This window comes from Planococcus sp. YIM B11945 (genome assembly GCF_050864155.1).
In the GTDB taxonomy this organism is placed as follows: Bacteria; Bacillota; Bacilli; order Bacillales_A; family Planococcaceae; genus Planococcus.
The window spans coordinates 146,901-170,208 of record NZ_JBOZWR010000003.1; the positions used below are offsets into that span (position 1 = coordinate 146,901).

Here is a 23,308-nt window from a genome sequence, read left to right on the forward strand (position 1 = left end):
ACTTCCCACCACTTGTTTTTGAAATATTTCATGAATGTTACAGAATTTTATCTCATAATATCTTCTTGAGACAAAAAAAGCCTGCCGAGGCAGACTTTAATGGTTAAAAATAGATGATTTTGTGATTTTTGTCATATTGAATCGGCAGTTGCAAAAGATCCTTCACTAAGTCGATTCCGTACTCGTTCATGTAAGGGAAAGGCGTAAATATTCGCTCTTGGAAACCGTAGTTTGGCAAAAGTTCGTTTTCAATTAATGCGTAATGGTTAAACTGGGTGCTGTTTTGCAGCAGCACTTCATCTTGAAGTTTATGCTTTAAAAAACTCAATTGCTTCAAGTGGATCTGCAGGTTCTTCTCCACGAGAGGGGCCAGTCCTTTGCTTACTTTCGAAAACTGTTCATCAATTTTTTGGTACTCTTTTTGCAGCGTTTTTTGCAGCTGGTCAACGAGCGACTCGGCTTCCTGTTCACGCACAGATTCCAAGAGCTCATTCCGCAGCACCGCAATTTCACGGCCGTTCACAACATCGCCAAAAGTAAGTTTGTATTTTTCAAGCAAACTTTGAACTTGCCGATTGACGAGCGTCATGCTTAGGCGAGGCATAATCACCGGCATTTCCATTCCCATAACAGTGAACGCGCCTTTCAACGCGGCCCAGTAAGCAATTTCTCCGGGGCCACCGACAAATGTCAAAACCGGAAAAACCAGTTCTTGCATAAGCGGCCGCGTCACAACGTTATTGCTCAACCGTTCAGGGGCAGTTTTTGCAACTTCCATCAATTCATCAAAAGAAAACGACACAGCTCCGTTGTTGCCAACAAACAGATCGTCTTCGCGCTGCAGCAAAATCCGTTCACCATTTACGGTGACAAACAAGTTCGCCGCTTGGGCTTCTGCCCCTATTACGGCACTGTAGCCATCCGTCACAAGCGCTTGTTCAGCTGTGTACACTTTTTCCGCAATCGCTTCGGAACGTTCGATCATTTTCACAAAGTAAGAGGATTCGTATTGCCGAAGCTTGGAATCCGCGGCATCGATATACAAAAGGCCTTCTTCTTTAAAAAAGTAATTGAGAAACGCCGCAAAATAATCCGTATATGTTTGCGATTCTTCCAAAAAACCAAAGGCTAGTTCGTGAAGCTTTTTGGAATGTTCCGTTTCCGGCAAACTGCGGAAATACTCATTCAAATAGCCATGCATTTTTTCTTTATTTAAAATGGCCGTCGAAGCAGAGTGTTTGCCATATTCAGTATGAGGAAAATTCAATTTATCTATGCGGTGATTGACTTCCCGGTACATATGGCTGATTTCCGCTAAATCGTGGTCTTCTCCTGCAATCCAAAAAATAGGGACCACTTTTGTTCCCAGCTGTTCGGACGCTTGTCTCGCTAAAACAATGACAGAAATCGCCTTATGAACCGTATAAAGAGGCCCGGTCAAAAGGCCGGCTTGTTGGCCGGTCACCACAACTGGCGCTCCATTTTCCAAGTCAGCCAAATGAGCTTCCGCTGCTGGAGAAATTTCGCGGGCACCCATGTAATTCCGCAAAATGCCGGCAAGTTTTTCTCTGTCTGCTCCGTGGTTGCGAAGCGTTTCCAGCCGCTCCGCCAACGCTTCCATAGACGGTTCATGTGTAAAATAACGGCGAATCGTATGCTCGCCATTTATGTAGTGTTGCATCAACTTGCTTGGTGGAATCGCATATTGTTCTTCTAGCCTCATGAAAAAAAATCCCCTTTTCCCTTTACATTCACTTTTACTATAGCAGAGAAGGGCAAACTTGAAAAAACATTAAGCTCAAATAGAAATACGACTGCGTTTTTCACCTTTCGGCTATTATGCCATCTGCCATGGCGAGTTGGTCTAGGCAAAAAGGTTTGACGGAATCAATAACTGGACATTAAAAAACGACTGACCGTGTAGACAAGCCCCACCATCCAAATGCTGACAGTGGAAAATGATAAAAGCAAAAAATACATCCGCCACATTTTGCGGAAAAACCCTAGGATCAACAACTCTTTTGACCGTTTCCATTCCATAATCAAAAATACAATGGCAAGCAGCAGGGCAATAAAACAAACAATGGCCCCTGTTTCAACGTTCCATAGGGTATGAATCAAGATCGGGACCGAAAAAAACAGCAATAAAGTGGTCAGGTCTGCGGCCAATTCAAACGCTTTCCGGCCGAGCAGTTTCCGCGCCACGAGAAAAACTAAAACAAAAGCGATAAACGGTGCAAAAATAAAAACGGTGCCGATGGTCTGAAGAATGATCATGACTTAAACCTCGCTTGATTTTAATAACTGATAAAGGGTCCGCAGCACCGGCAGTTCTATCGGTGAGCGTTTGAGTGTGTATAAAATAATCGTGTCTAATTCCATTTTACGGCCAGCGAGTTTATCCGCGAGCATCGACGATGTATTTTGGGCAGTGGATGCACAAAGAGCCGTTACTTGTTCAAACGGCAACAGCGTTTCGATTTCCGGGAACGCTTTGTACAGCTCGGTGTACAAGTTCGTCAACATTTCGTAGGCATGCAGATTCGTCAGCAATCCCCCGTTTTTCAAGCCGGTTAATGCAGTTAACGGGTTGATCAAACAATTAAGCAGCACTTTGCGGAATAAAAGCTGATCGGCATCTTTGTGCCACTCTGCGCTCAAGCCGTTAATATTTGTCAACGGCAGAAACATTTCAGGATCGCCTTTTAACAACGCCAATTTATACATGCCATTTCCGGTATGCCGAATTTCGCGGTCGTTGATCTTCAAAGCGCCGTGTTCTACGCTGCCAGCTGCAATGTTTGCTTGGGGCAGCTTTTTTACCGCTTGAAGATGCAACATGCCGTTTTGCAAAAAGACGAGCGGATTGTCCAACGCGTGTTTTTGCAAAACAGGCAGCAAGCTTTCTATTGCATCGAACTTGACGGCTATGATTACGTAAGCCTCCGGAGGAATCGTTTCCAAGCCGACAGACGCCGGCACGTAAAACACCTTCTTGTCTTTTAAAATGCCTTGTCCATTGATTGCTTCTGCTTGTTCTTGTCTCCGCGCAATTACTTGCACGTCATGGCCTGCTTCGTTTAACAAACAAGCGGTCAACAAACCAACGGCTCCCGCTCCTATAACCGCAAACTTCATAAAACCACTCCTTTACTATCACCGCTAAACTGTTTCTTAAAAAAGAAGCCTGCCCTTTAAAGGCAGACTTCTTTTACTACAAACAATTATACCGGATTAACGGCATGTTTACGATATGGCATCGGCAAATCTTTTGTTTCGTAAAATTCCAGGCGTTGGGCCAACACGCTTCGGAGTTCGTGGGGTGCTACGATTTCATCAATGATCATTTCAGAAGCCAATTTGTAAATATCGATTTCTTCTTTGTATTCTTGATGTTTTTCCTGAACATATTTCAAGCGCTCTTTTGGATCTTCGATCGCTTCGATTTTATTGGAATACACGGCATTGACTGCCGCTTCCGGTCCCATAACGGCGATTTGAGCCGTTGGGAGCGCGATGCATACGTCCGGCTCAAAAGCTGGGCCAGCCATAGCATAAAGTCCTGCACCGTATGCTTTTCGCACGATGACGGAAATTTTCGGCACTGTAGCAGAACTCATTGCTGCGATAAATTTCGCACCGTGGCGGATAATGCCCGCGCGTTCCACTTTCGTTCCAATCATAAAGCCCGGAACGTCAGCAAGGAACAATAACGGAATCGAGAACGCGTCGCATAAGTTGATGAACTTCGCGCCTTTGTCGGCGGAATCCCCAAACAATACACCGCCCTTTACTTTCGGTTGGTTTGCCAGAATTCCGACCACTTGGCCGTCGATCCGGGCGATTCCTGTGATCAATTCGCCGGCAAATAATTTTTTGATATCAAAAAAGCTGCCTTCATCAACCAATTGGTCAATCAATTCGTACATATCGAATGGCGCGTTTTGATTTTCCGGAATGATGGCTTCAAGCGTACGTCCCGCTTTTGCTGCTTTGCCAGCAATTCTTTCCGGTTTAGCTGCAAAATTAGCTGGGAAGTTCGTCAAGTAGCGGCGAGCTTCAGAAATCGCTTCTTCTTCTGTCGACACCAAGACATCGCCGACGCCGCTGACAGTACAGTGCATGCGGGCGCCGCCCATTTCTTCAAGCGTCACTTTTTCACCGATAACTTTTTCCGCCATGCGAGGAGAACCCAAATACATCGAAGCATTGCCTTCAACCATGATGACGATATCGCAAAACGCCGGTATGTATGCGCCGCCTGCTGCAGAAGGGCCAAATAGCAAACAAACTTGCGGAACCATTCCGGACATTCTTACTTGATTGTGGAAAATCCGTCCCGCGCCTCTGCGGTTCGGGAACATATCCAACTGATCGGTAATCCGGGCGCCAGCTGAATCGACCAGATACAGCATCGGCACTTGCATTTTTTCGGCCGTTTCTTGGATGCGGATGATTTTTTCAACCGTGCGTGAGCCCCAAGACCCGGCTTTTACCGTCGAGTCGTTGGCCATTACGCAAACGGTCTGGCCATTGACTTTGCCAATAGCTGTTATTACACCATCCGCCGGAAGGTCTCCAGCTTCAACATTGGCAAAACGGCCGTCTTCTACGTAGTTTTCATCATCAAACAACAATCTCAAACGGTCACGAACAAATAATTTATTGCTTTCTTTCATTTTTTCGTGGTATTTTGGATGGCCGCCGGCAAAAATCGTCGCCAATTTTTGTTCCAGGCGCTCATTATAGCCGGTCGTTTCAGTCGTTTTCGTCATGTTGATATCCCCTTTGCATTCACTGCGTGATTATTCCCCAAGCGTCAGCAATGTTTCTTCTTCGTTCACAAAACCGCCGACTTCCACATGGATTTTATCGACAGTTCCGCCGACTTCCGCTTCAACCGGGATTTCCATTTTCATCGATTCGATCGTAATGACAGCTTGTCCAGCTGTCACGACATCGCCTTCTGCCACTAATACGTTTAATACCGTTCCTGCCATTGATGCTTTAAGTTCTTTCATACTCTTTTTTCCTCCTTTGTTTTATCCATCCATGCCGGCAATACCGCAGTTGCGTAGTCGCCGGATACAAATTCTTGCGATTCCACAAATTCCTTGAACAGTGGAATGTTCGTTTTTACGCCTATTATTGTAGCATGATTGAAAAAATTCTGTGATTTTGTCAGCGCTTCGATGCGATCGCTTCCCGTAATGATAACTTTTGAAATCATCGGATCGTAAAAAGGCGTGACCACATTTCCTTCTTCGTAGCCGCTTTCGATGCGTGCATCTTTGCCCCATTCAATTTTCTCAAGCTTGCCGGGCGACGGGAAGAACGTTTTTGGGTCTTCCGCGTAAATGCGGTACTCAATCGCATGTCCTTTCGACTCGATGCTTTCTTGCGCAGGCAGCGATTCGCCAGCAGCCACTTTCAGCTGCCATTCCACCAAATCCAAGCCGGTCACTTGTTCCGTTACCGGGTGCTCGACTTGAAGCCGCGTGTTCATTTCTAAAAAGTAAAAATCGTTGTTTTGATCGACGATGAATTCTACGGTTCCGGCATTCGTGTAATTGACCGCTTTTGCTGCTTGGATCGCAGCGTCGCACAAACGCTCACGCGCATCTTGCGGCAAATGCGGAGACGGCGATTCTTCTATGACTTTTTGGTTGCGCCGCTGCACCGAACAATTTCGTTCATATAAATGAATGATGTTGCCTTGGTGGTCTCCAAATATTTGAACTTCGATATGCCGTGCATCCGCAATGTATTTCTCCAAAAACACGACATCATCGCCAAAATAGGCTTTCGCCCGGTTTTTAACAGACACAAACTGTTGACTGAGCGCTTGCTCATTTTCACAGCGGACCATTCCGATTCCACCGCCGCCGCTGCTCGCTTTCAACATGACGGGATACCCGATCCCTTCCGCTGCTTCTAATGCTTCTTCAAGTGTTTTTGTGCCTTCTTCTGTCCCAGGAACAACCGGGACGCCGGCTTCGATCATTGTTTTGCGCGATTCAATTTTATCGCCCATTTTTTCAATGATGTCGCTTTGCGGACCGATAAAAACGAGTCCTGCTTGTTCCACTTTGCGGGCAAATTCAGCGTTTTCGGACAACAGCCCGTAACCGGGATGAATCGCCTCGGCATTGCGTTTTTTTGCTTCTTCAATAATTTTATCCATTTGTAAATAAGATTGGACGACCGGATTTGGCCCGATCAATACTGCTTCCGTTGCTTCACGTGTATAAGGCAGATCCCCATCAGCCTCTGAGTGGATGGCAACGGTTTCAATTCCAAGGCGGCTGCATGTACGGATAATGCGCCGTGCAATTTCGCCGCGGTTTGCAATCAGGATTTTTTTCATCTATGAAGTACCCCCCTGTTTTTCTCCCTCCTCTAGCATATACGAATTTTGTAAGCGATTTCAACTATTGGCTAAATTTTTTTCTTTCTTTAGTAGGAGCTCGTGTGGAATTACTTGCGCTGCTCGCGGTTTACTCGAGCTCCTCCTTTTACACGAAGAAATGCTTTCATACGATAAAATAAATTCCCTATTAAAAAATAAAAAGCATCAAGCTTGTCACTTGATGCCCTGAGGTTGTTGTTATTTTTTATATTCCGCGTTTATTGTGCCGACGATTATTCCTAAAACTTGCCCCTTAAATGCGTCCGGGACTGATTCATTAGTTGGATTCTTGTAATTAAGAAGCTTGGTTTTTTCGTTATAAGTAAAACCCATGTTCGTTAGTTTGCTTATTAAGGACTCGGGCAACTTGCTGCTTCCTGTCACTTTTTCAAAATAGTTGGTGGCGTATACGGACACACCTACATCATCCAAACTGGATTCTAAAATAAATAAATCCGTATCGCTTTTTAAAATCCATTGTCCTTTCGAACTGATGGCTAGCTGCGAATGCTCTAGAGTGGAAATTCCATCTAAGTTTACGCCGAATATTTGATTGATCAACACACGGCTTTCTGTCCCCGTTAAACGATAATGATGTTGTTTTATATATCGGTCCATTACTTCGTTTTTCGAAAGCTTCATGATGCGGGCGTCTTGTTTTGTCGAAGCAGGCTTTTCTTTGAATGAAAGACGCAAGCTTTCCATAATGGAGGTTGGGTAAATGGCCAACTTGCTGCCATAATTTTTTTTCGAAATAAAATTGAGATCGATCTCAAAGATTTCTTCCACTGCTTGGCGCACTTCGCTTCCATTAAGCTTTTTGCCAAATGACGACAAATAGCGGTCCATCACTTGCGCTTTCGGCATGTCTTGTATCACCGCATCCACTTTCGTTGATTTCGCATCAGCGCCTAAACTAATGCGAATAACTCTCATTACTTTTTCCGGGTATTTAGTGCATTGCTTTACAGGATGGATTTTCTCTAATGGATGAATTGCTGTGCTGTTGGCGACCGCGCTTCCTGCTCCACCGCTTATCGCTATTGCCGTAACAAGACCTGCAACTGCCGCTTTTTTCGCCAGTGCATTAACCTTTTTCTTCAACCTAATTCCCCATTTCCCATCTGAATAGTTCGAACTACATTATTTATTATACTAATCTATTTGCCTTATTCCTTTAATGAAACACCATTCAGCACGAAAAGTAAATTGAAAACACAAAAAAATCCCACGGACCGAATGTCCATGGGATTTCGCTAATGCCTTTTATTCGCTTTTCTTTCCTTTATTCAAAAACCCATCTACTGCTTCGTGATGAGCATCTTCTGCCCATAACTCCGAACAGCGTTTGATCTCGGCTTCAACCCGGCCTTTTAGATCAGTTTCTCGCCATTTGCGGATCGCCATGGATTTGTAGGCCATGTGCACTTCCGGCCTAACTTTTTGCATAGACGTGATAAAAGTATGTATGTCTTCTTCTGAACGCACCACTTCGGTCGCCCAGCCGTTTTCTTTGAGTTCCTCTGCCGAATAAACGCGTGCTTCGGTCAGCATTCGGAGTGCGCGGTCATGCTGCAGCGTTTCGAACAAATACGTGCCGCCGCCCCATCCACTCGTGATGGCGAGCGTTCCTTGAATAAATCCGCATTTTGCATGCGCTTGGACAAGCCGGTAATCACATGCTGTGGCTATTTCACAGCCTCCGCCCACCGCTGCACCGTTAATGATGCCAATAACGGGCACAGGCAAGGTCTTGATGCCATATAAGACATCGCCCATTCTTCTTAACATCGGATAAGCCTGAGCTTCTGTCTTCAATTCGTGAAACACCGATAAGTCGCCGCCCGAACAAAAGGCCTGGCTGCCGGCTGCTGTGATGACCACCAGGTGAATGTCGCTCGCCTTGGCTTGCGAGATCAATTCTTCGAGCCCTTCCATCACTTCATCGTTGATGGCGTTGCGAATATCAGGCCGATTGATCGTAAACGTCATGATTTTTTCGGAGATTTCGAGTTTATAGGACATCCAACCACTCCTTATAGATAGAGAAAAAGGCTATCGAGAGCCATGGCCTCTCAATAGCCTTTTAGAAGCAAATACTGTTTTACTTGCTTACTACTTCTTTCCCTTTGTATGATCCACATGCTTTGCAGACGTGGTGAGCCAATTTCGATTCGCCACAGCTTGGGCAAGCTACCATGCCCGGCACTGACAATTTGAAATGTGTACGGCGTTTTCTTTTAACGGTTTTGGACGTTCTTCTAGCTGGTACAGCCATTGGTGACACCTCCTTACAATAATTCTATTCATCTGACTGATCAAAATACTTGGCTAAATCAGCAAGTCTTGGATCCGGTTTTGGCGGTGCTGCTTCTTTCTCGGCTTCCACTTGCTCATCAGTTGAATACGACCAGTCTTCGCCGCCTTTAATAACGGCTTGATCGGCGTCATCCTTGAAAACTTGTATCGGGATTTCCAACAAAATTAGTTCTTCAAGTATTGGCTGTAAATCAATTGTTTCAGCTTCTACAAAATGAACATTATCGTCTTTGCTTCCTCTGTCTTTTTCAGACCAAGAAAAGATTTCAACCGATTCAATGTCAATAGGAAAATCAACGTCTTCCCAAGTTCGTGCGCAAGGCAAGATCAACTTGCCTTCGAGTCGAAGGCTGCACGTAATTTGTTGCGAACCAATCGTACAATGTCCTGTGACGTGCATAGGTGAAACATCCCGAATATCGCTATTCCGTTTTTTCACTGCATCCAACTGGACGAATTCATCAATTGGCATTCCGTCTTTGCGATGCTTTTGAAGCTGTTGAATCGCCATTTTCATAAGTATTCACCTCAAGACAACAAAGTTGATTATATAATGTCCAGAAAAAGATGTCAAGATAAAATCTTGTCAGACGATTCCCGGCAACTATATACTAAACATAAGTTTAACAAAGGAGTGGTTTAATTGAAAGCAACGGGCATTATCGTCGAATACAACCCATTCCATAACGGCCATTTGCACCACGCTGCCAAAGCCCGGGAAACTTCCGGCGCCGATATTGTCGTCGCCGCCATGAGCGGCCAGTTTTTGCAGCGGGGAGAACCGGCATTTGCCGACAAGTGGACGCGGACAGAAATGGCGTTGGCCAATGGCGTTGATGTGGTAGTTGAATTGCCTTATGTCTATGCCACTGCCCAAGCAGCCGATTTTGCAAAAGGCGGCATTGCGCTTTTAGATGCCATCGGCTGCGAATCGTTCTGTTTTGGCAGTGAACAAGGCCACATCCAGCCATTTTTGAACTCGCATGAGCTTCTAAACGATCAGCGGGCCGTTTACGAGCAAATGATTCACGAAGCGGTTCAGACAGGCATTAGCTATCCAAAGGCGTTAAACCTTGCTTATACAGCTCTTACAGGCAATAAACAGGAGTATGCCAACTTGACGCAGCCTAATAACATTTTGGGTTTTCATTACATAGAAGCGGCAAAAAAAAGAGGGGCTGCCATTCAGCCGTTGACGATTCAGCGCATTGGGGCCAACTACCATGATCCAGTTGAAGAAGGCGTGACCATCGCGAGTGCGACAGGCATCCGAAAAGCTTTTTTTGAAGAAGGTTCCATCGAGGACTTAGCGGCTTTTATGCCCACCTCTTCCATTGAAGCCTTAACTCGCTTTCATTCGGACGCAGGAACTTTCGGCAGCTGGGAAACTTTTTACCCGCTCTTGCGCTTTACGATTTTGCGGGAACGGTCCGATGGTTTAAAAGCATTTGCCGAAGTGACGGAAGGCATTGAGAATTTAATCTTTGAAGCGGCCAAAATCCATAAAACGCTTGAAGGGTTTATTGGCCATGTAAAATCAAAGCGTTTTACGCGGACCCGCATTCAGCGAATGATGACCCATATTTTGACCGGCTTCACTTGGGAGCAGCTCCGTTCGTTTGAATCACCATCTTATTTGCGGCTTCTCGGCATGACCGAAGCAGGTCGCCATTATTTAAACCAACAAAAAAAGAATATCGGCCTTCCCCTTATCAGCCGCGCTGCCGACTTGGCTGATGCGATGGGAAAACTCGATATTCATGCGAGCACAATATACATGCTTGGTTTGGGAATAAGCGGGATGAAAAAAGAATTCACCACGCCGCCCCTTTATTTCGGATCCAGCTCCTCCAAATAAGCAAGTGCATCATCTACCGTTTTCACAGGCACGACTTTCATGTCCGTGCCTATTTTTTCTGCCGTCTTTTTGGCCAGTGCGTAATTGCTTTCGGCTCCGTGTGCAGCTTCATCGTCCGGTGCAAAGAAAATTTCGACGCCGTCATTGTCAGCCGCGATGACTTTTTGGTCAATGCCGCCGATTCTGCCCACTTTCCCGCCATTCTCCATGGTGCCTGTTCCTGCAACATCATAGCCTTTCGTGATGTCTTCATCAAGCAGCTGATTGAGAATTTCAAGCGTAAACATCAATCCGGCTGAAGGGCCGCCGATTTTTTCAGAATCAATTTCCACTTCGGGCGTAGTGCTGATCTTTTTGTCTTCTACAAATGAAATGCCAAGGCCGATGCGTTCCGGCTCTGTTGGAAGCGGTGCTAATTTGGCAGTTTCAGTAATATCCCTGTCGTTTCGTTCAAATACGAGTTCGACTTGTTGCCCGTCTTTTTGGCCAGTCAAATAACCCACAAATTCATCCATCGTTGTGAATTTTTTGCCGTCAATGGAGATAATGCGGTCTCCCGGCGAAAGAATTCCGTCTGCCGCCCCGCCTTCTAATACATTCATGACAAAAACGCCGGCATTGCTGATTTCATAAGGTTTTCCCGCTTTTTCAAAAGCCGTCTGCAAGGCATTTATTTGCGAATCCGACATTAATTTGAGTTGGCGGATATTGTATTCTTCATCGCTTTCATGGGGGCTGCGCACTTGTTCAGGCGGCAATATTTTATAGCCATCCTGAAATTTTGCATACACATACAACGTTGGGGTGGCAGTCAGCATGGATACCGTCATCAGGCTTAAGCTTCCCTCATCGTCTTCATCTCCGCCTTCTACTTGAACCAAAGGCGCAAGTTCATAGGCGCCTCCCGGCTTGGTTATATAAAGGTCTAGCCGGTAAGTAGACAAAAAAACGGCCAGGGCCGCCACCACAAGCAATGAGACCAATTTTTTGTTTTTCATGCACTTCTCCTCTTTTCATTTTCAGCCCAATAACAAAAAGCCACGAATCCGTGACTTATTGGAATTTCAACTTTAGTGCTCGTTCTACCGCTTCTGGCACCAGCCCGGTGATGTTGCCTTGGTACTTTGCCACTTCTTTGACAATGCTGGAACTTAAAAACGAATAATGGTTGTTGGAAACCATAAACAAAGTTTCAATATTTTCGTTTAAAAACCGGTTCATCGATGTAATTTGCATCTCGTATTCAAAATCCGAAACCGCGCGCAAACCGCGAATAATGGCATTGGCTTTGACTTCGACCGAATAATCGATCAGCAAGCCGGAAAACGAATCCACTTCCACATTGGAAATCGAACCCGTCACTTCCCGAATCAGCGCTACCCGCTCATCTACGTTGAAAAGTGGATTTTTGGACGAATTGTTCATGACCACGACTTTGACTTCATCGAAAACGGCAGATGCCCGTTTGATGATATCCAAATGGCCCATCGTTATTGGATCAAAACTTCCTGGCACTACAGCGATTTTATTCAAATTCTGCTCCCTCTTCCTCACGATAGCGGTAAATTGAAATAATGGTGCTTCCGTACAGCTCTTTTTTGAATCGATCGAAATATTTGGTGTGGTCTTTTAATTCGACTTCGCTGGCATGTTCACAGACGACAATCGAATCCGTCGTCATGATGCCAAGCTCTGCCGCTTTGTCCATCAGTTCGTAGGACTTTTCCAAATGATAGGGCGGGTCCAAAAACAAGAGCCGCGCTTTGATGTCTTTTTTCTTCATGGCTTTCAGCGCTCGGTCGGCGTCGGTGCAATACACTTCCGCCCGCTCTTTCAACCGCGTCTTTTCCAAATTAAAACGGATAGTTTCAACCGCTTTCCGGTCCTTATCCGTGAAAATCACCCGGTCGATGCCCCTGCTCAGCGCTTCAATTCCCAATCCGCCGCTTCCGGCAAACAAATCCAGCGCATTGCCGCCATCAAAAAATGGGCCGATCATATTAAAAATGGATTCTTTTACTTTGTCTGTCGTGGGCCTTGTAGACGTGCCCGGAACCGCCTTTAATGGCAGCCCTTTTACTGTTCCTGCTACAACCCGCAATTTAATCGCCTCTTATTAGCTATTTTCTTAGGAATTCCATTCCCTGTAATGATAAAATAAAGAATGGAAAGGACGTGTACCACAACATGATACAGCGTTTTATTGAACTAGGAGAAGGATATGGAGACATATACGAACTCCAAGAATTAATCAACTCAAATTCAAATCGGTTTATGCACGGCTTTATTTTTGAATCGAAAGATCCGAGCGGCAAGCCGGTGCTTTCTGTAGCAGCTGCTTTTAAGCCGGCCACAGAAGGCAATTTCATGCCCATTTACATATGCCGGGAAGGCATTCCCTTAAATTCAAAACGGCTGGAGATTTTTGAAAAAGCCATTCAAACTTTGGGCCATACCCCGCAGAAAATGGATGTTAAACATTCTTCCATCTATGTGGAAAAACAATTTTACTTTAGCCATTTGATTGCGATTTTACGGCTTAATCACTTTATCCCGCCTATGCAATAATCACAAACCAATTTTATAATCGTATTCCTTCGCTTTGTCCGGTTTGGCGTTTTCGTATTCTGTTTTCAAAAACGGACGCTGTGATTCAAGAATTTGTTTTACATATGGCAGTTTAATTAGTTTTTCTTTTGTGCTTTCAATCACATCTTGATCCATATACAGCACGACATATTTCAATTTCCTTGAAATAAAATGCACATGTCCATATTTGCGCAGCGATTTTGCTTGCTTTAAATGATGCACATAGACGATTAAGCCTTGTCGGTCACGCATAACTATCCCTCTTTTCTTAGCTTCTAGAATACCATAGGAGAGAAAAATGCCGCAACCTGGTAAGCCTGGCCAGGCGGGGTCTTTTGCGCTGGCTGTAAAAGGTCTTAGTGCAATGCCGCCTAAAAGTGGCACTATTTAAAAATGACAAAATCTGCCGATATTCGCTATAATGTCTTTAGTTCTATTTCAAGGGGGTACTTTCTAAGATGGGCAAAAAAACAAAAATTGGGTTGGCGGCGGTTGCGGTCAGCGCAGCTGCTTGGGCAGGATCAAAAGCCCTTTCAAACCCGCAAATCAGGCCCGAAAAAAAAGTTTTAAGCTATGACTTTCCAATCGTTCTAGCACACCGGGGCGGATCTGCAATAGCTCCGGAAAACACGATGGCCGCTTTCTCTAAATCTGCGGAATTGGGCGTGCACGGTTTTGAAATTGATATACGGTTGACAAACGATGAAGAAATTCTTGTATTCCATGATGAATTTATCGACCGGACAACAGACGGCGCCGGCAGAGTCGCAGAAATGTCTCTTGCCAAACTGCGGACATTTGACCTTGGCTATCATTTTGTGGATGCCGATGGCCGCTATTCTTATCGCGGAATGGGCGAACGTGTGGTTTTGTTAAAAGAACTTCTCGAAGCTTTCCCGCATATGTACGTCAATATCGATATAAAAGATTCGCCTGAAACTTACGAAGGCAGCCTCATTCCTTCTAAGTTATGGCGCTTGATCGAATCGCTCGGCGCAGAAGACCGCGTCGTTGTGACCAGCTTTTACGACGAACAAATCGACCGCTTTAACTTATACGCACAAAACCGTGTGGCGCTTGGCGCTGGAGAGAATGAAATTAAAAAAGCTTATGCCGCTTATAATAGCCAATTGGGGCATTTATACAATCCCCGTGCAGATGTTTTTCAAATCCCCATTCGCTCTTCTGTGTTTCGGTTAGATTCACCACGGTTCATTTCATTTTTAAACAATTTGAATGTTCCGGTCCATTACTGGACAATCAACGAGCCTCTTGCGATGGAAAAACTTCTTGCTTCCGGTGCGAAAGGAATCATCACGGACCAGCCTGATTTAGCTGTCGGCATTATTGCGGAAGCTGAAGGCAAATAAAAAAATGTGCAAGGATTTCCTTGCACATTTTTTTATGGCTTTTTATTAAACAGCCGGTCTGTCTTATGCCGGTCAGAGCTAAACAGGCGCTTTCGCTTTTCTATATTACGCTGAACATGAACAGCCTCCACCGGTTCCGCAGCTTCCGCCGCACGAGGAATCGGAAGAGAAAAACGGATTGGTTGATGGAATTTTTACGGCTTCGGAAACGGATCGCCCAATGATAAAACTAACTTGGTCAATCAAATCCTGCAATTCGTTTTCCGCAAGGCGCAACGAAGCGATCTGCTCATTCAAATCCAATTGCCTTTTGTCGACGCGAATCTGCTTCATGACCCGGCTGTACTCGGGGTGGTATTTCCCGAACCGCTGCACTTCTTCATATTGTTCTTTTAGTTTGGCGAAATCGTAAATCTTTTTAGCCAAATCTTTATTATTATATACGGCGCGATAAGCTTCCTGGTAAAGCTTTGCTTGCTCCGATTCGATTATCATTTCACTCAGTTCATCAGCAGAGTCTGCTATTAAAGACCAGTCATAGGTCATAATCATGATGATCTCCTCCTTTACGGTATTATCATAGCAGAAAACAAAAATTTTTAATACAATTTGAAAGGATTGGCCCCATGAACCACTTAACCGAACAATTCCAGCGCATCATCGATAACGGGACACCTGAAGATTTGAAAATTCTCGGCGATTTTATCAGAAATTTCGAGAAAAAGCAGAACGGAGAATTCACGACCTATTTAAGCGCCGGCTTAAACATGATCAGAAGCATCGATGGAGATTCGTGCACCGTCTCATTGCCAAATACTCCATTTATCCACAATAATATCGACATTCCGCATGGCGGCATTTTGGCTGTGCTGCTTGATACTGCAATGGGGACGTTGGCCAACAGCAAATGTCCGGCCGGTTTTGGGGCTGTGACGACCAACTTGACCATTCACTATTTAACGGTTGCCGATGAAGACGTATTAAGCGCTGACGCGAAAATCATTCGGCAAGGCAAACATACCATCGTTGTTGAAGGAAACATCCTTCAACAAAACGGCAAACACATCGCCACCGCCACCGGTTCATTTTTCATTGTCCCTAAGCCGGAATAAGGGTTACGGATTTTGGGCGTTTGCCGGTTCTTGATAGACAAAGTCCTGCGTATAATACTTGCCGAACACACCTACGCCGATTTGATTAAACTCACTGGACAAAAGCGTATCCCGGTGGTCGGAAGAATTGATCCATGCGTGTACGGTTTCGGCCGCGTCAAAATATTGGGTGGCCGTGTTTTCCGCTGCTTCTTTGAATAAAATATTCGCTTCTGACAGCCGATCTTTCAAATCTTTGATTTCCAATTCTTCCGCCGTAAAGTCTTGCTTTGCAATATTTTGGCTATGCATTTCAGCAATAGAAGCAATAGCTGAATTTACCGTTAAAGGGGTTTTTTGATGGTGGAGCCGGTAAACATTCGTCAAGTCCACCACTTGCTTCGCATTGGCTTCGTCAATGGATTGCTGGAGGCTCGAAGAAGGCGTCTCCATCGGCAGCAATTCACCGGAATACATCATGTCATAAGGGCGATGCCGAACAAGCGTCTCTGCATCCATAAAACGCACCGCTTCTAGTTTTCGTTCTTCTTCGTCCAAATACAATTGGGCATAGACCCCTTCGAAACTAACAAGCACTTGTTTGTTTAAATCTTCTGCACGCATGCTAAACGTATAAATGCTTGAATCGTATTTAACCGTAACTTCATTTTCAAAAATAGTGAAACGGTATATATCATCCAAGGACTGGCCGATTTCATAAGGCGCGGCGTCAGTAGCAGTTCCTGCGGTATACGCTTGTACGATTTTATTGTCTTTAACGCCTGCCATGACGTATTTAGAATAAGAACTGTTATAAACCCACCACTCGTAGCCAAAAGCAGAGGGTTCAACTCTGTCTGGCTTCCCATAATCCCTCAGCCAACTGTCGGAAGAATTGCCAATGTACGTGGAAATCCCTTCTGTTGGCCGCTGCACATCAAGCGGGGTTTCCACAATATCATGTGCCGGCAGCGGATCTTTTGTTCTTGGTGCTTCTAATGTTTCATTCTCATTGATTGGACTATCAAAATAAAAGAATACGAGAAGAATAATTGATAGAACAAACAAAATGCGCAACAAGTCCTTCAATGGAACAGCTCCTTAAATGAGTTCTATGCTTAATTATACCAGCCGTCTGTATTCTGACACAATCTTGTCATTGCAACAACTGTAATTTTGATCTATTATTAAAGGAGCATTTAGTCAGCTTTGTATAGAGGAGGAGATCCTATGTATTTTGAGAATACAGGACTTGAAGACATACGTGTAGACTTTACATTACTAGATCACATCATGACCAAGCACGGTTTAACAAAAGAAGGCCAATGGGATTACGAACGAGTAACTTTCGACCGTAAATTCATTATTCGGGAAGGTACATATTATTTGCGCATCTTCGCTTATGCAGTAGAAGGCGATATTGATTCAAATGATGCTCTTCTTAAAGTGATGAAGCCTGCTCTTGGCAAATACTACTATCCATTCGGTGTAGAATATGGCGAAGACGAGCATTTCCCAGAGCACTTAATCAAAACTTGTGCTGAAATTTTAAAAACGATTAAAGCGGAAGTTCAATCTTTCGAAGTAAAGGCATAATAAAAACCCGCAGTTCATTGTGAACTGCGGGTTTTTTCATGTTTTTTTATTTTCATTATCACTATTTGTACTTCTTTTGTGGGCATCTTCAACTTCTTCAGTTCTTTTTTTATCCACACTCTTACTTTCGGATTTGTTTAATTGCCTTAGTATTAACCCGATGAATAAAGCAGCGAGAGCAGCTAAAAAGAATACGATGAGAATTGGTGAATACGTGATGAAAGTTTCCATATGCTCTCTCCTTTTTTATTAAATTCGTTAATGTTCAGGAGAATTCATGAAAGGCCGTTTTTGAAGCGCGTAAACTGCAGCCAGAAAAAGAGACACAATTCATAAATGAATTATGTCTACACTTTACAAATGCTTTCAATATTCCCGTTTTTACTCAACCACCTAAAATGGCTTTGAATACCGACGTGGTTTCTCCGCCTTCGTAAATTACGTAAAGCAGCGAATAGACCATGACACCAGTAATTGCGGTGAAGAACCAAATAACGCTTGCAGGCGGCCCCAATTTCCGGTGCTTTTCAAGACGGTTTGTCAGGCCTAGCCAAATATTGACGCCGCCTAATATACCGCCTACAGTTGCTAAAATAATGTGGAAAATCAAAAAGACCGTATAGAAGATTTTAATATCATCAGGGCCTCCAAAAGCCGTATTGCCAATAAAAACAGTGCGGGAGGCATAGATGATAAAGAACGTCAATGCCGAGGCTCCTGCCGCAAGCATGGCTTTCTTATGCGCGTCAATCTTGCGGCGGCGGATCAAATTCCAGCCAATGGCCACAAACACAGCGCTTAAAACGATAAAAAATGTACTAATGGTCGGTAATAGTGGCAAATTCATCTGCTTAAATCCCCTTTAAATTCATTACGCATTGTGTCTGTGGTAAGCCATCGATTCACGGTCGCGCAAAGCTTTTGCTGTAATTTCGTCTGCATTGTCATTTTCATTGCGCAGCCATTCGTAAAAGACCAGCCATAAAAAGAGTGTGAAGACAAGTTCTTGCAATACTTTCATGACGATGCCGCCTGTCCGCTGGTCTTCTAGCGGCGTCATGCTTGAAAACATTTCTGGGCCAGACAACCCGAGTTGAGAAAGAGTTCCCGACGGTACGCACAAAGCCATCGCTTGCAGCCAAGCTTCCCCTTGCGTATACGTTGCATAAAATGGATTTGCGCCAAAAATGATCAACGCACATGCCGGTGTTAACGACACACTCAAGCCAAAAAGATAACCCAATTTTTTTAAGCCATGGAATTTATACATGCCTTCCAAATTATTAACGACTGGCCACCAATAAAATATGGCCGATACAAACAGGATAATGTTGACCACGCCATGAATCAAGACTCCTTGTTTCACAAAGTCAAAAATCAGCGGGATGTGGTAGAACGAGAAAACCATTGTGAACAAAATAATTGCCAGCATCGGTCTGCTGAAAAAGTTGAATAATGGTTTGACTACCGGCAGATTTATGAACGCTCTCCACGCCCATGCTGGAATTCCCATGATGAACATCGGCGGAATCAGCAAAAGAAGAATTGCCATTTGCGCCATATGGAAACTAAACAGAATGTGGCCAAGCAAATCGGTCGGTGCGCCTTTTACTGCATACAACAGCACCATCCCCGAAACAAAAAGAGCCGCTTCCTTTTTCTTCAACGGTTCGCTGTCTTTAAACTTCCCTCGCCATTTCGTTAAGACCAAAAAATATAAAATCGTTATAAGAACGAGAACTCCAAAATAAACGGGACTCCACAACGCCTGGAATCCGAAGATACTTATTGGCATGTCTACGTACCTCCTTTTCCTTAGGTACCCCCATTATATAGTGGGAACCCAGGTATATCAATGAACGAAGTATGACAATTGCCAAAGAAAAGCGGAAGCGCCTGTCCAGTCCCGACAGGCTTAAGACAGATCACGCAGGAAATCCAGATTTCCGTAGTGGGCTGACTTAAGACCCCGAGGGACTAGGCGCTGGAGCTAGACAAAGAAAAGTGTGGACTCAAATCGAATTTCGCACAAATAAAAAACCCTTTGCTATAAAAAGCAAAGGGTTTTCGTTTGGCTTTTACCACCAAATGATCGTAGTAAAAGTAAGAAGTGTGATGAAAGCAACAAACATTCCACTAAACATGAAGAATGCAACCAGTCCGCTTCCTTTATTGCTTAAGTGCATAAAGTGGTAGAGCTGAAGCACCACTTGAATCGCCGCCAATAAGAGAATAATCGGCACGATCAAGTATGGAGAAAAACCGGCTGCCACTGTCGTAAATGCAATCAATGTCAAGAAGATCATAATTGCAAACGAAGTGAGCATGCTACGCATTTCTTGTGCTCTTTTGCGTTTTACGTACTCATATTCTGTTTGTGATCTAACATAATCTTGAACATCATGTGCCATTATCCGATCACTCCCATCAAATAGACTACAGTAAAGATAAATACCCATACTACGTCAATAAAATGCCAGTATAACGAAACTAAGAAAAACTTAGGCGCATTGTACGTGTTCAATCCACGTTTTGCGTTGCGGAGCATCAAAGCGATAAACCAGCTTAAGCCGAATAATACGTGAGCTCCGTGCGTTCCTACAAGTGTATAGAATGCTGAACTAAATGCACTGTGCGTGTAGCCGAAGCCTTCATGGACATAGTGATAAAATTCATAAATTTCTAAGCCGAGGAAAGAAGCACCCAGCAAAACTGTAATTGCAAGCCAAGCCTGCATCGCTTTAAAGTTATGGTTTTTCATATGGTACATTGCATAAACACTAGTTAACGATGAAGTTAATAGAATCATCGTCATGGCAAATACTAAAGGCAGTTCAAAAAGGTCGGCAGCTGTATGGTCCATCCCGCTTGGCCCTTTATCTTTTAATGCAAGATAAGTGGCAAAGAGAGAAGCAAATGTCACTGTCTCAGCTGCAAGAAGCAGCCAGAACCCGACAAACTTATTTTTCCCTTCCATAGTAGCTGTTTCAGGATGATCCGGCCAAGATTGAGGGGTGTATTTTTTATTTAGATCCATCGGTTCTCACCCCTTCTTGATCCTTAATCAAATCTTCTTTATGGATATGGAATCCAAGATCGTCTTTTACTGAACGAAGCAGCATTGATCCAAAAGTAATTAACAAGCCTAATACGATAACCGGAATTGTCCAAGCGTGGCCATCTGGATGGTAAAGAGCTCCAAATGATGCCACGAACAAACCAAATGACATGACAACAGGAATAAACGAGTTGTTCGGCATGTGAATATCGCCAAGCGGTTCTGCGTAAATCATACCTTCTTTATTGCCTTCCATTTTTTCGATCCAGTACGTATCAAGACCACGAACTAATGGAGTTTGAGCAAAGTTATAGAATGGCGGCGGTGAAGGAATTGCCCACTCAAGCGTACGTCCGTCTCCCCAAGGGTCATTGCCGACACGCTCATTTTTCACAGAAGTCAAGATCACGTTCACTAGCAAGACGATAACGCCTACTGCCATGAACAAAGCTCCTACTGAACTGATTGCGTTGAACAAGTCCCATCCTTGGTTAGCGCCGAACGTATACACGCGGCGAGGCATCCCCATAAGGCCTAAGAAATGCTGGATAAAGAAAGTTAAATGGAATCCGATAAAGAATAACCAGAACGTAACTTTCCCTAATTTTTCGCTCAGCATAGTTCCAAACATTTTCGGCCAGTAAAGATGAGTCGCTGCAAGAATTGCCAGTACTACCCCACCAACGATTACGTAATGGAAATGCGCAACGATAAAGTAAGAATCGTGCAATTGATAATCTAGAGGCGCAATCGCTTGCATAACCCCTGTTACCCCACCTGCTACAAACGATGGAATAAATCCGATCGCGTACATCATCGGAGTAGAGAAGCTGATGCTTCCTCCCCAAATCGTAAGCAGCCAGTTAAAGATTTTAACCCCAGTTGGCACCGCGATAATCATAGTTGCAAGAGCAAAAATCGCGTTTGCTGTTGGCCCAAGACCAACTGTAAACATGTGGTGAGCCCAAACCATGAAGCCGTAGAAACCAATCAAGATTGTCGCAAATACCAATGCCGTGTAACCGAATAGGCGTTTGCGGGAGAAAATCGCAAAGATTTCAGAGAAGATACCGAAAGCCGGCAAAATCAAGATGTAAACTTCTGGGTGACCAAAAATCCAGAACAAATGCTCCCAGATAATTGTGTTTCCGCCAAATTGTACATCAAAGAAATGCGAACCGAACATACGGTCAAAAACCATGAAGAAAATCGCAATTGTAAGCGGCGGGAATGCCAATAAAATCAGTGCCGAAGCAACAAAAGTTGTCCATGTAAATAGCGGCATTCTCATATACGTCATCCCTGGAGCGCGCATATTGATGATTGTTACCAGGAAGTTAATCCCAGAAATCAATGTACCGAATCCAGAAATTGTCAAACCAAGTGCATAAAAATCAATACCGTGGGATTCCGACGCTAAGGCTAATGATGCATAGTTTGTCCAGCCTGCATCTGGAGCTCCTCCAAGGAACCAAGAAAGGTTAAGGAAGATCCCACCAAAGAAGAATAGCCAAAACCCAAGTGAATTCAAGAATGGGAAAGCTACGTCACGCGCGCCGATTTGCAAAGGCATAATAGCGTTCATGAATCCAAGTAATAGCGGCATGGCTGCCAAGAAAATCATTGTTGTACCATGCATCGTCAATACTTCGTTATATGTTCCGGCACTGAGAAAATCATTTCCGGCTTTCATTAACTGGATCCGGATCATCATCGCTTCTATCCCGCCGACTAGGAAGAAAAATCCACCTGACAGGAGATACAGAATTGCGATTTTTTTATGGTCTACAGAAGTTATGTAATCCCATACAGTAGCACCGAAGCCACGTTTTTGAGCAATAGAACTCACGATGTATACCTCCCTTTTTTAAGCGTTCTTCTTTTACTCTTCAACTTTCAAGCCCATCAAATACGCTGCAAGTGCATCAAGCTCTTGCTCGGACAATTCTTTTCCGTCGTTAAGCGTTTTGGGATCTGGCATTAAATTGCCTGGCTTGAATTTTTGTGGATCAGCGATCCAGTTTTTCAAGTTTTCTTCGTCGTGTTCCAAAATACCTGCTACGCGGTTGCGGTCACCGAAAGCAGCTACGTTTGGTCCTTGCATTGTGTTGCCTTTACCTACACCAGAAACAGCGTGGCATGCGATACAACCTAATCCGTCACCGCCGAATAGTTCTTCGCCTTGTTGAGCGAGATCGCCTTCAGCTGGAGCTGGTTCTTCTTCTTGCATAGCTGTTACCCATGCATCGAAGTCTTCTTCATTCATTGTTTTCACTTTGAAGTCCATCAATGCGTGCGATGGTCCACAAAGCTCAGCACATTTTCCGTAGAAAACGCCATCTTCCAATTCAGAAGATTCTTGGTCAAATGTTAAATAGAACGTGTTGGTGTTTTCAGGGTTGGCGTCAATTTTTCCGCCAATTGAAGGAATCCAGAAAGAGTGTTTAACATCAGCAGAAACGACATTAAAGTAAACGCGTTGGTTAGTCGGAACGACCAATTCCTGCGCAGTTACGATTCCTTGTTCTGGGTATTCAAATTCCCACCAGTAAAGCTTCGCTGTTACGTTGACCGTCAAGTTGGTCATGCTGCCATCTTCAGCTTGCACGTCCATTGTACGTGTGTCTGCCAAATCAAATGTTTGGTAAACAGTAGGAATCGCAATGATAATAATAAGGACAATAGGAACCGCTGTCCATAAAAATTCAAGTTTCGCGCTTCCTTCTACTTGTTCAGGAATCATTTCATCCCCAAGTTTCGAACGGCGGAATTTCATGATAGCCAAGACATAAATGATTGTTACAACAATTATAACAAACAACATGACCACAGAAGATAAAATCAGTAAGTTAAACTGATCTTGAGCTACTCCACCGGCCGGTATTAATGTTGAAATCTCTTCTCGCCCACAACCAGCAAGAAAGAAGACCAAGGCGGCCATCAATGTTAAAAGACGCCACTTTTTAAGCCCGTTTATCATAGCTTTTCATACCCCTCTCATGTAAAAAATTTTGTTCT

General features: G+C 44.2%; 28 protein-coding genes. 5 read left to right on the forward strand and 23 right to left on the reverse strand.

All coding sequences use genetic code 11. The features are described 5' to 3' along the window. Nucleotides 1-103: 103 nt before the first annotated feature. The 10 genes from bshC to ACRRQV_RS05415 all read right to left on the reverse strand — a co-directional run bounded on the left by bshC (nt 104) and on the right by ACRRQV_RS05415 (nt 9,245). Entirely contained in the window at nt 104-1,723 is a 1,620-nt protein-coding gene (gene bshC, locus ACRRQV_RS05370) for a bacillithiol biosynthesis cysteine-adding enzyme BshC (RefSeq protein WP_432528450.1), read from the reverse strand. Nucleotides 1,724-1,887: 164 nt separating this feature from the next. Further along, nucleotides 1,888-2,277, reverse strand: a complete 390-nt coding sequence (locus ACRRQV_RS05375) for a DUF3397 family protein (protein WP_432528452.1) — start codon at nt 2,275-2,277, stop codon at nt 1,888-1,890. A 3-nt stretch (nt 2,278-2,280) separates the two neighbouring features. Beyond that, nucleotides 2,281-3,138 (reverse strand): 2-dehydropantoate 2-reductase, encoded by an 858-nt coding sequence (locus ACRRQV_RS05380; RefSeq protein ID WP_432528454.1) that lies wholly within the window; start codon nt 3,136-3,138, stop codon nt 2,281-2,283. Between the two features lie 86 nt (nt 3,139-3,224). Beyond that, entirely contained in the window at nt 3,225-4,775 is a 1,551-nt protein-coding gene (locus ACRRQV_RS05385) for an acyl-CoA carboxylase subunit beta (RefSeq protein WP_432528456.1), read from the reverse strand. Between the two features lie 30 nt (nt 4,776-4,805). After that, nucleotides 4,806-5,021: an acetyl-CoA carboxylase biotin carboxyl carrier protein subunit gene (locus ACRRQV_RS05390; protein WP_432528458.1), complete on the reverse strand. Its 216-nt coding sequence runs from the start codon at nt 5,019-5,021 to the stop codon at nt 4,806-4,808. Continuing rightward, the gene (locus ACRRQV_RS05395) at nt 5,018-6,367 is read right to left on the reverse strand and encodes an acetyl-CoA carboxylase biotin carboxylase subunit (RefSeq protein WP_432528460.1); all 1,350 of its coding nucleotides are present in this window, start codon (nt 6,365-6,367) and stop codon (nt 5,018-5,020) included. The genes ACRRQV_RS05390 and ACRRQV_RS05395 overlap by 4 nt, the downstream gene beginning before the upstream one ends. A 240-nt stretch (nt 6,368-6,607) precedes the next feature. After that, nucleotides 6,608-7,513, reverse strand: a complete 906-nt coding sequence (locus tag ACRRQV_RS05400) for a hypothetical protein (RefSeq protein WP_432528462.1) — start codon at nt 7,511-7,513, stop codon at nt 6,608-6,610. Between the two features lie 162 nt (nt 7,514-7,675). Further along, the gene (locus ACRRQV_RS05405) at nt 7,676-8,434 is read right to left on the reverse strand and encodes an enoyl-CoA hydratase/isomerase family protein (RefSeq protein WP_432528464.1); all 759 of its coding nucleotides are present in this window, start codon (nt 8,432-8,434) and stop codon (nt 7,676-7,678) included. A 79-nt stretch (nt 8,435-8,513) separates the two neighbouring features. Continuing rightward, nucleotides 8,514-8,687 (reverse strand): 50S ribosomal protein L32, encoded by a 174-nt coding sequence (gene rpmF, locus ACRRQV_RS05410; protein WP_432528466.1) that lies wholly within the window; start codon nt 8,685-8,687, stop codon nt 8,514-8,516. A 24-nt stretch (nt 8,688-8,711) separates the two neighbouring features. Then, on the reverse strand, nt 8,712-9,245 hold the full coding sequence (locus ACRRQV_RS05415; protein WP_432528468.1) for a YceD family protein: 534 nt from the start codon (nt 9,243-9,245) through the stop codon (nt 8,712-8,714). A gap of 126 nt (nt 9,246-9,371) precedes the next feature. Between ACRRQV_RS05415 and ACRRQV_RS05420 the strand changes: the two genes are divergently transcribed. After that, nucleotides 9,372-10,586, forward strand: coding sequence for a nucleotidyltransferase (locus ACRRQV_RS05420; protein ID WP_432528470.1), 1,215 nt, complete (start codon nt 9,372-9,374; stop codon nt 10,584-10,586). Here ACRRQV_RS05420 and ACRRQV_RS05425 read toward each other — a convergent pair. Genes ACRRQV_RS05425 through rsmD form a run of 3 tightly spaced genes read right to left on the reverse strand, consistent with a single transcriptional unit; the run spans nt 10,559 to nt 12,687 of the window. Further along, nucleotides 10,559-11,584 (reverse strand): SepM family pheromone-processing serine protease, encoded by a 1,026-nt coding sequence (locus tag ACRRQV_RS05425; protein WP_432528472.1) that lies wholly within the window; start codon nt 11,582-11,584, stop codon nt 10,559-10,561. The genes ACRRQV_RS05420 and ACRRQV_RS05425 overlap by 28 nt on opposite strands. Before the next feature lie 55 nt (nt 11,585-11,639). Continuing rightward, complete coding sequence (coaD, locus tag ACRRQV_RS05430; RefSeq protein WP_432528474.1) at nt 11,640-12,119, reverse strand: pantetheine-phosphate adenylyltransferase; 480 nt, start codon at nt 12,117-12,119, stop codon at nt 11,640-11,642. Beyond that, on the reverse strand, nt 12,112-12,687 hold the full coding sequence (gene rsmD / locus ACRRQV_RS05435) for a 16S rRNA (guanine(966)-N(2))-methyltransferase RsmD (RefSeq protein WP_432528476.1): 576 nt from the start codon (nt 12,685-12,687) through the stop codon (nt 12,112-12,114). Before rsmD ends, coaD begins: the two co-directional genes overlap by 8 nt. Nucleotides 12,688-12,773: 86 nt before the next feature. Between rsmD and ACRRQV_RS05440 the strand changes: the two genes are divergently transcribed. Continuing rightward, nucleotides 12,774-13,154, forward strand: a complete 381-nt coding sequence (locus ACRRQV_RS05440) for a DUF7147 family protein (RefSeq protein WP_432528478.1) — start codon at nt 12,774-12,776, stop codon at nt 13,152-13,154. On the opposite strand, the gene ACRRQV_RS05445 is transcribed toward ACRRQV_RS05440, so the two are convergent. Then, on the reverse strand, nt 13,155-13,427 hold the full coding sequence (locus tag ACRRQV_RS05445) for a YlbG family protein (RefSeq protein ID WP_432528480.1): 273 nt from the start codon (nt 13,425-13,427) through the stop codon (nt 13,155-13,157). Nucleotides 13,428-13,633: 206 nt separating this feature from the next. Between ACRRQV_RS05445 and ACRRQV_RS05450 the strand changes: the two genes are divergently transcribed. Beyond that, nucleotides 13,634-14,545: a glycerophosphodiester phosphodiesterase gene (locus ACRRQV_RS05450; RefSeq protein ID WP_432528482.1), complete on the forward strand. Its 912-nt coding sequence runs from the start codon at nt 13,634-13,636 to the stop codon at nt 14,543-14,545. A 105-nt stretch (nt 14,546-14,650) separates the two neighbouring features. Here the strand turns inward: ACRRQV_RS05450 and ACRRQV_RS05455 are convergent, their stop codons facing one another. Next, entirely contained in the window at nt 14,651-15,097 is a 447-nt protein-coding gene (locus ACRRQV_RS05455; protein ID WP_432528484.1) for a YlbF family regulator, read from the reverse strand. A 74-nt stretch (nt 15,098-15,171) separates the two neighbouring features. Here ACRRQV_RS05455 and ACRRQV_RS05460 point away from each other — a divergent pair, with 74 nt between their 5' ends. Then, on the forward strand, nt 15,172-15,657 hold the full coding sequence (locus tag ACRRQV_RS05460; protein ID WP_432528486.1) for a PaaI family thioesterase: 486 nt from the start codon (nt 15,172-15,174) through the stop codon (nt 15,655-15,657). Nucleotides 15,658-15,660: 3 nt separating this feature from the next. On the opposite strand, the gene ACRRQV_RS05465 is transcribed toward ACRRQV_RS05460, so the two are convergent. Further along, the gene (locus ACRRQV_RS05465; RefSeq protein ID WP_432528488.1) at nt 15,661-16,725 is read right to left on the reverse strand and encodes a CAP domain-containing protein; all 1,065 of its coding nucleotides are present in this window, start codon (nt 16,723-16,725) and stop codon (nt 15,661-15,663) included. A 141-nt stretch (nt 16,726-16,866) separates the two neighbouring features. Here ACRRQV_RS05465 and ACRRQV_RS05470 point away from each other — a divergent pair, with 141 nt between their 5' ends. Then, nucleotides 16,867-17,232: a YugN family protein gene (locus ACRRQV_RS05470; RefSeq protein ID WP_432528490.1), complete on the forward strand. Its 366-nt coding sequence runs from the start codon at nt 16,867-16,869 to the stop codon at nt 17,230-17,232. A 36-nt stretch (nt 17,233-17,268) separates the two neighbouring features. Here ACRRQV_RS05470 and ACRRQV_RS05475 read toward each other — a convergent pair whose 3' ends face one another. From ACRRQV_RS05475 to coxB, 7 genes are all read right to left on the reverse strand, one after another. Continuing rightward, entirely contained in the window at nt 17,269-17,463 is a 195-nt protein-coding gene (locus tag ACRRQV_RS05475; RefSeq protein WP_432528492.1) for a hypothetical protein, read from the reverse strand. Nucleotides 17,464-17,617: 154 nt separating this feature from the next. Continuing rightward, on the reverse strand, nt 17,618-18,079 hold the full coding sequence (locus ACRRQV_RS05480) for a DUF420 domain-containing protein (RefSeq protein WP_432528494.1): 462 nt from the start codon (nt 18,077-18,079) through the stop codon (nt 17,618-17,620). Between the two features lie 24 nt (nt 18,080-18,103). Next, nucleotides 18,104-19,027 (reverse strand): cytochrome c oxidase assembly factor CtaG, encoded by a 924-nt coding sequence (gene ctaG, locus ACRRQV_RS05485; RefSeq protein ID WP_432528496.1) that lies wholly within the window; start codon nt 19,025-19,027, stop codon nt 18,104-18,106. Between the two features lie 283 nt (nt 19,028-19,310). After that, entirely contained in the window at nt 19,311-19,643 is a 333-nt protein-coding gene (gene ctaF / locus ACRRQV_RS05490) for a cytochrome c oxidase subunit IVB (protein WP_432528498.1), read from the reverse strand. After that, on the reverse strand, nt 19,643-20,269 hold the full coding sequence (locus tag ACRRQV_RS05495; protein ID WP_432528500.1) for a cytochrome (ubi)quinol oxidase subunit III: 627 nt from the start codon (nt 20,267-20,269) through the stop codon (nt 19,643-19,645). Before ACRRQV_RS05495 ends, ctaF begins: the two co-directional genes overlap by 1 nt. Then, a complete protein-coding gene (gene ctaD, locus ACRRQV_RS05500; RefSeq protein WP_432528502.1) occupies nt 20,256-22,139 on the reverse strand; it encodes a cytochrome c oxidase subunit I in 1,884 nt (627 codons plus the stop codon). The genes ACRRQV_RS05495 and ctaD overlap by 14 nt, the downstream gene beginning before the upstream one ends. Nucleotides 22,140-22,172: 33 nt before the next feature. Next, entirely contained in the window at nt 22,173-23,270 is a 1,098-nt protein-coding gene (gene coxB, locus ACRRQV_RS05505) for a cytochrome c oxidase subunit II (protein WP_432528504.1), read from the reverse strand. Between the last annotated feature and the right edge of the window lie 38 nt (nt 23,271-23,308).

Bases quoted from the DNA above. Each gene is read 5' to 3' on its own strand.
- ACRRQV_RS05495 (WP_432528500.1), bottom strand. From the start codon at position 20,269: ATGGATCTAAATAAAAAATACACCCCTCAATCTTGGCCGGATCATCCT.
- ACRRQV_RS05415 (WP_432528468.1), bottom strand. From the start codon at position 9,245: ATGAAAATGGCGATTCAACAGCTTCAAAAGCATCGCAAAGACGGAATG.
- ACRRQV_RS05475 (WP_432528492.1), bottom strand. From the start codon at position 17,463: ATGGAAACTTTCATCACGTATTCACCAATTCTCATCGTATTCTTTTTA.
- coxB (WP_432528504.1), bottom strand. From the start codon at position 23,270: ATGATAAACGGGCTTAAAAAGTGGCGTCTTTTAACATTGATGGCCGCC.
- ACRRQV_RS05460 (WP_432528486.1), top strand. From the start codon at position 15,172: ATGAACCACTTAACCGAACAATTCCAGCGCATCATCGATAACGGGACA.
- ACRRQV_RS05455 (WP_432528484.1), bottom strand. From the start codon at position 15,097: ATGATTATGACCTATGACTGGTCTTTAATAGCAGACTCTGCTGATGAA.
- ACRRQV_RS05450 (WP_432528482.1), top strand. From the start codon at position 13,634: ATGGGCAAAAAAACAAAAATTGGGTTGGCGGCGGTTGCGGTCAGCGCA.
- ACRRQV_RS05380 (WP_432528454.1), bottom strand. From the start codon at position 3,138: ATGAAGTTTGCGGTTATAGGAGCGGGAGCCGTTGGTTTGTTGACCGCT.
- ACRRQV_RS05440 (WP_432528478.1), top strand. From the start codon at position 12,774: ATGATACAGCGTTTTATTGAACTAGGAGAAGGATATGGAGACATATAC.
- ACRRQV_RS05375 (WP_432528452.1), bottom strand. From the start codon at position 2,277: ATGATCATTCTTCAGACCATCGGCACCGTTTTTATTTTTGCACCGTTT.
- ACRRQV_RS05390 (WP_432528458.1), bottom strand. From the start codon at position 5,021: ATGAAAGAACTTAAAGCATCAATGGCAGGAACGGTATTAAACGTATTA.
- ctaG (WP_432528496.1), bottom strand. From the start codon at position 19,027: ATGCCAATAAGTATCTTCGGATTCCAGGCGTTGTGGAGTCCCGTTTAT.
- ACRRQV_RS05425 (WP_432528472.1), bottom strand. From the start codon at position 11,584: ATGAAAAACAAAAAATTGGTCTCATTGCTTGTGGTGGCGGCCCTGGCC.
- ACRRQV_RS05445 (WP_432528480.1), bottom strand. From the start codon at position 13,427: ATGCGTGACCGACAAGGCTTAATCGTCTATGTGCATCATTTAAAGCAA.
- rpmF (WP_432528466.1), bottom strand. From the start codon at position 8,687: ATGGCTGTACCAGCTAGAAGAACGTCCAAAACCGTTAAAAGAAAACGC.
- ctaF (WP_432528498.1), bottom strand. From the start codon at position 19,643: ATGGCACATGATGTTCAAGATTATGTTAGATCACAAACAGAATATGAG.
- ACRRQV_RS05480 (WP_432528494.1), bottom strand. From the start codon at position 18,079: ATGAATTTGCCACTATTACCGACCATTAGTACATTTTTTATCGTTTTA.
- ACRRQV_RS05405 (WP_432528464.1), bottom strand. From the start codon at position 8,434: ATGTCCTATAAACTCGAAATCTCCGAAAAAATCATGACGTTTACGATC.
- ACRRQV_RS05395 (WP_432528460.1), bottom strand. From the start codon at position 6,367: ATGAAAAAAATCCTGATTGCAAACCGCGGCGAAATTGCACGGCGCATT.
- ACRRQV_RS05470 (WP_432528490.1), top strand. From the start codon at position 16,867: ATGTATTTTGAGAATACAGGACTTGAAGACATACGTGTAGACTTTACA.
- bshC (WP_432528450.1), bottom strand. From the start codon at position 1,723: ATGAGGCTAGAAGAACAATATGCGATTCCACCAAGCAAGTTGATGCAA.
- ACRRQV_RS05385 (WP_432528456.1), bottom strand. From the start codon at position 4,775: ATGACGAAAACGACTGAAACGACCGGCTATAATGAGCGCCTGGAACAA.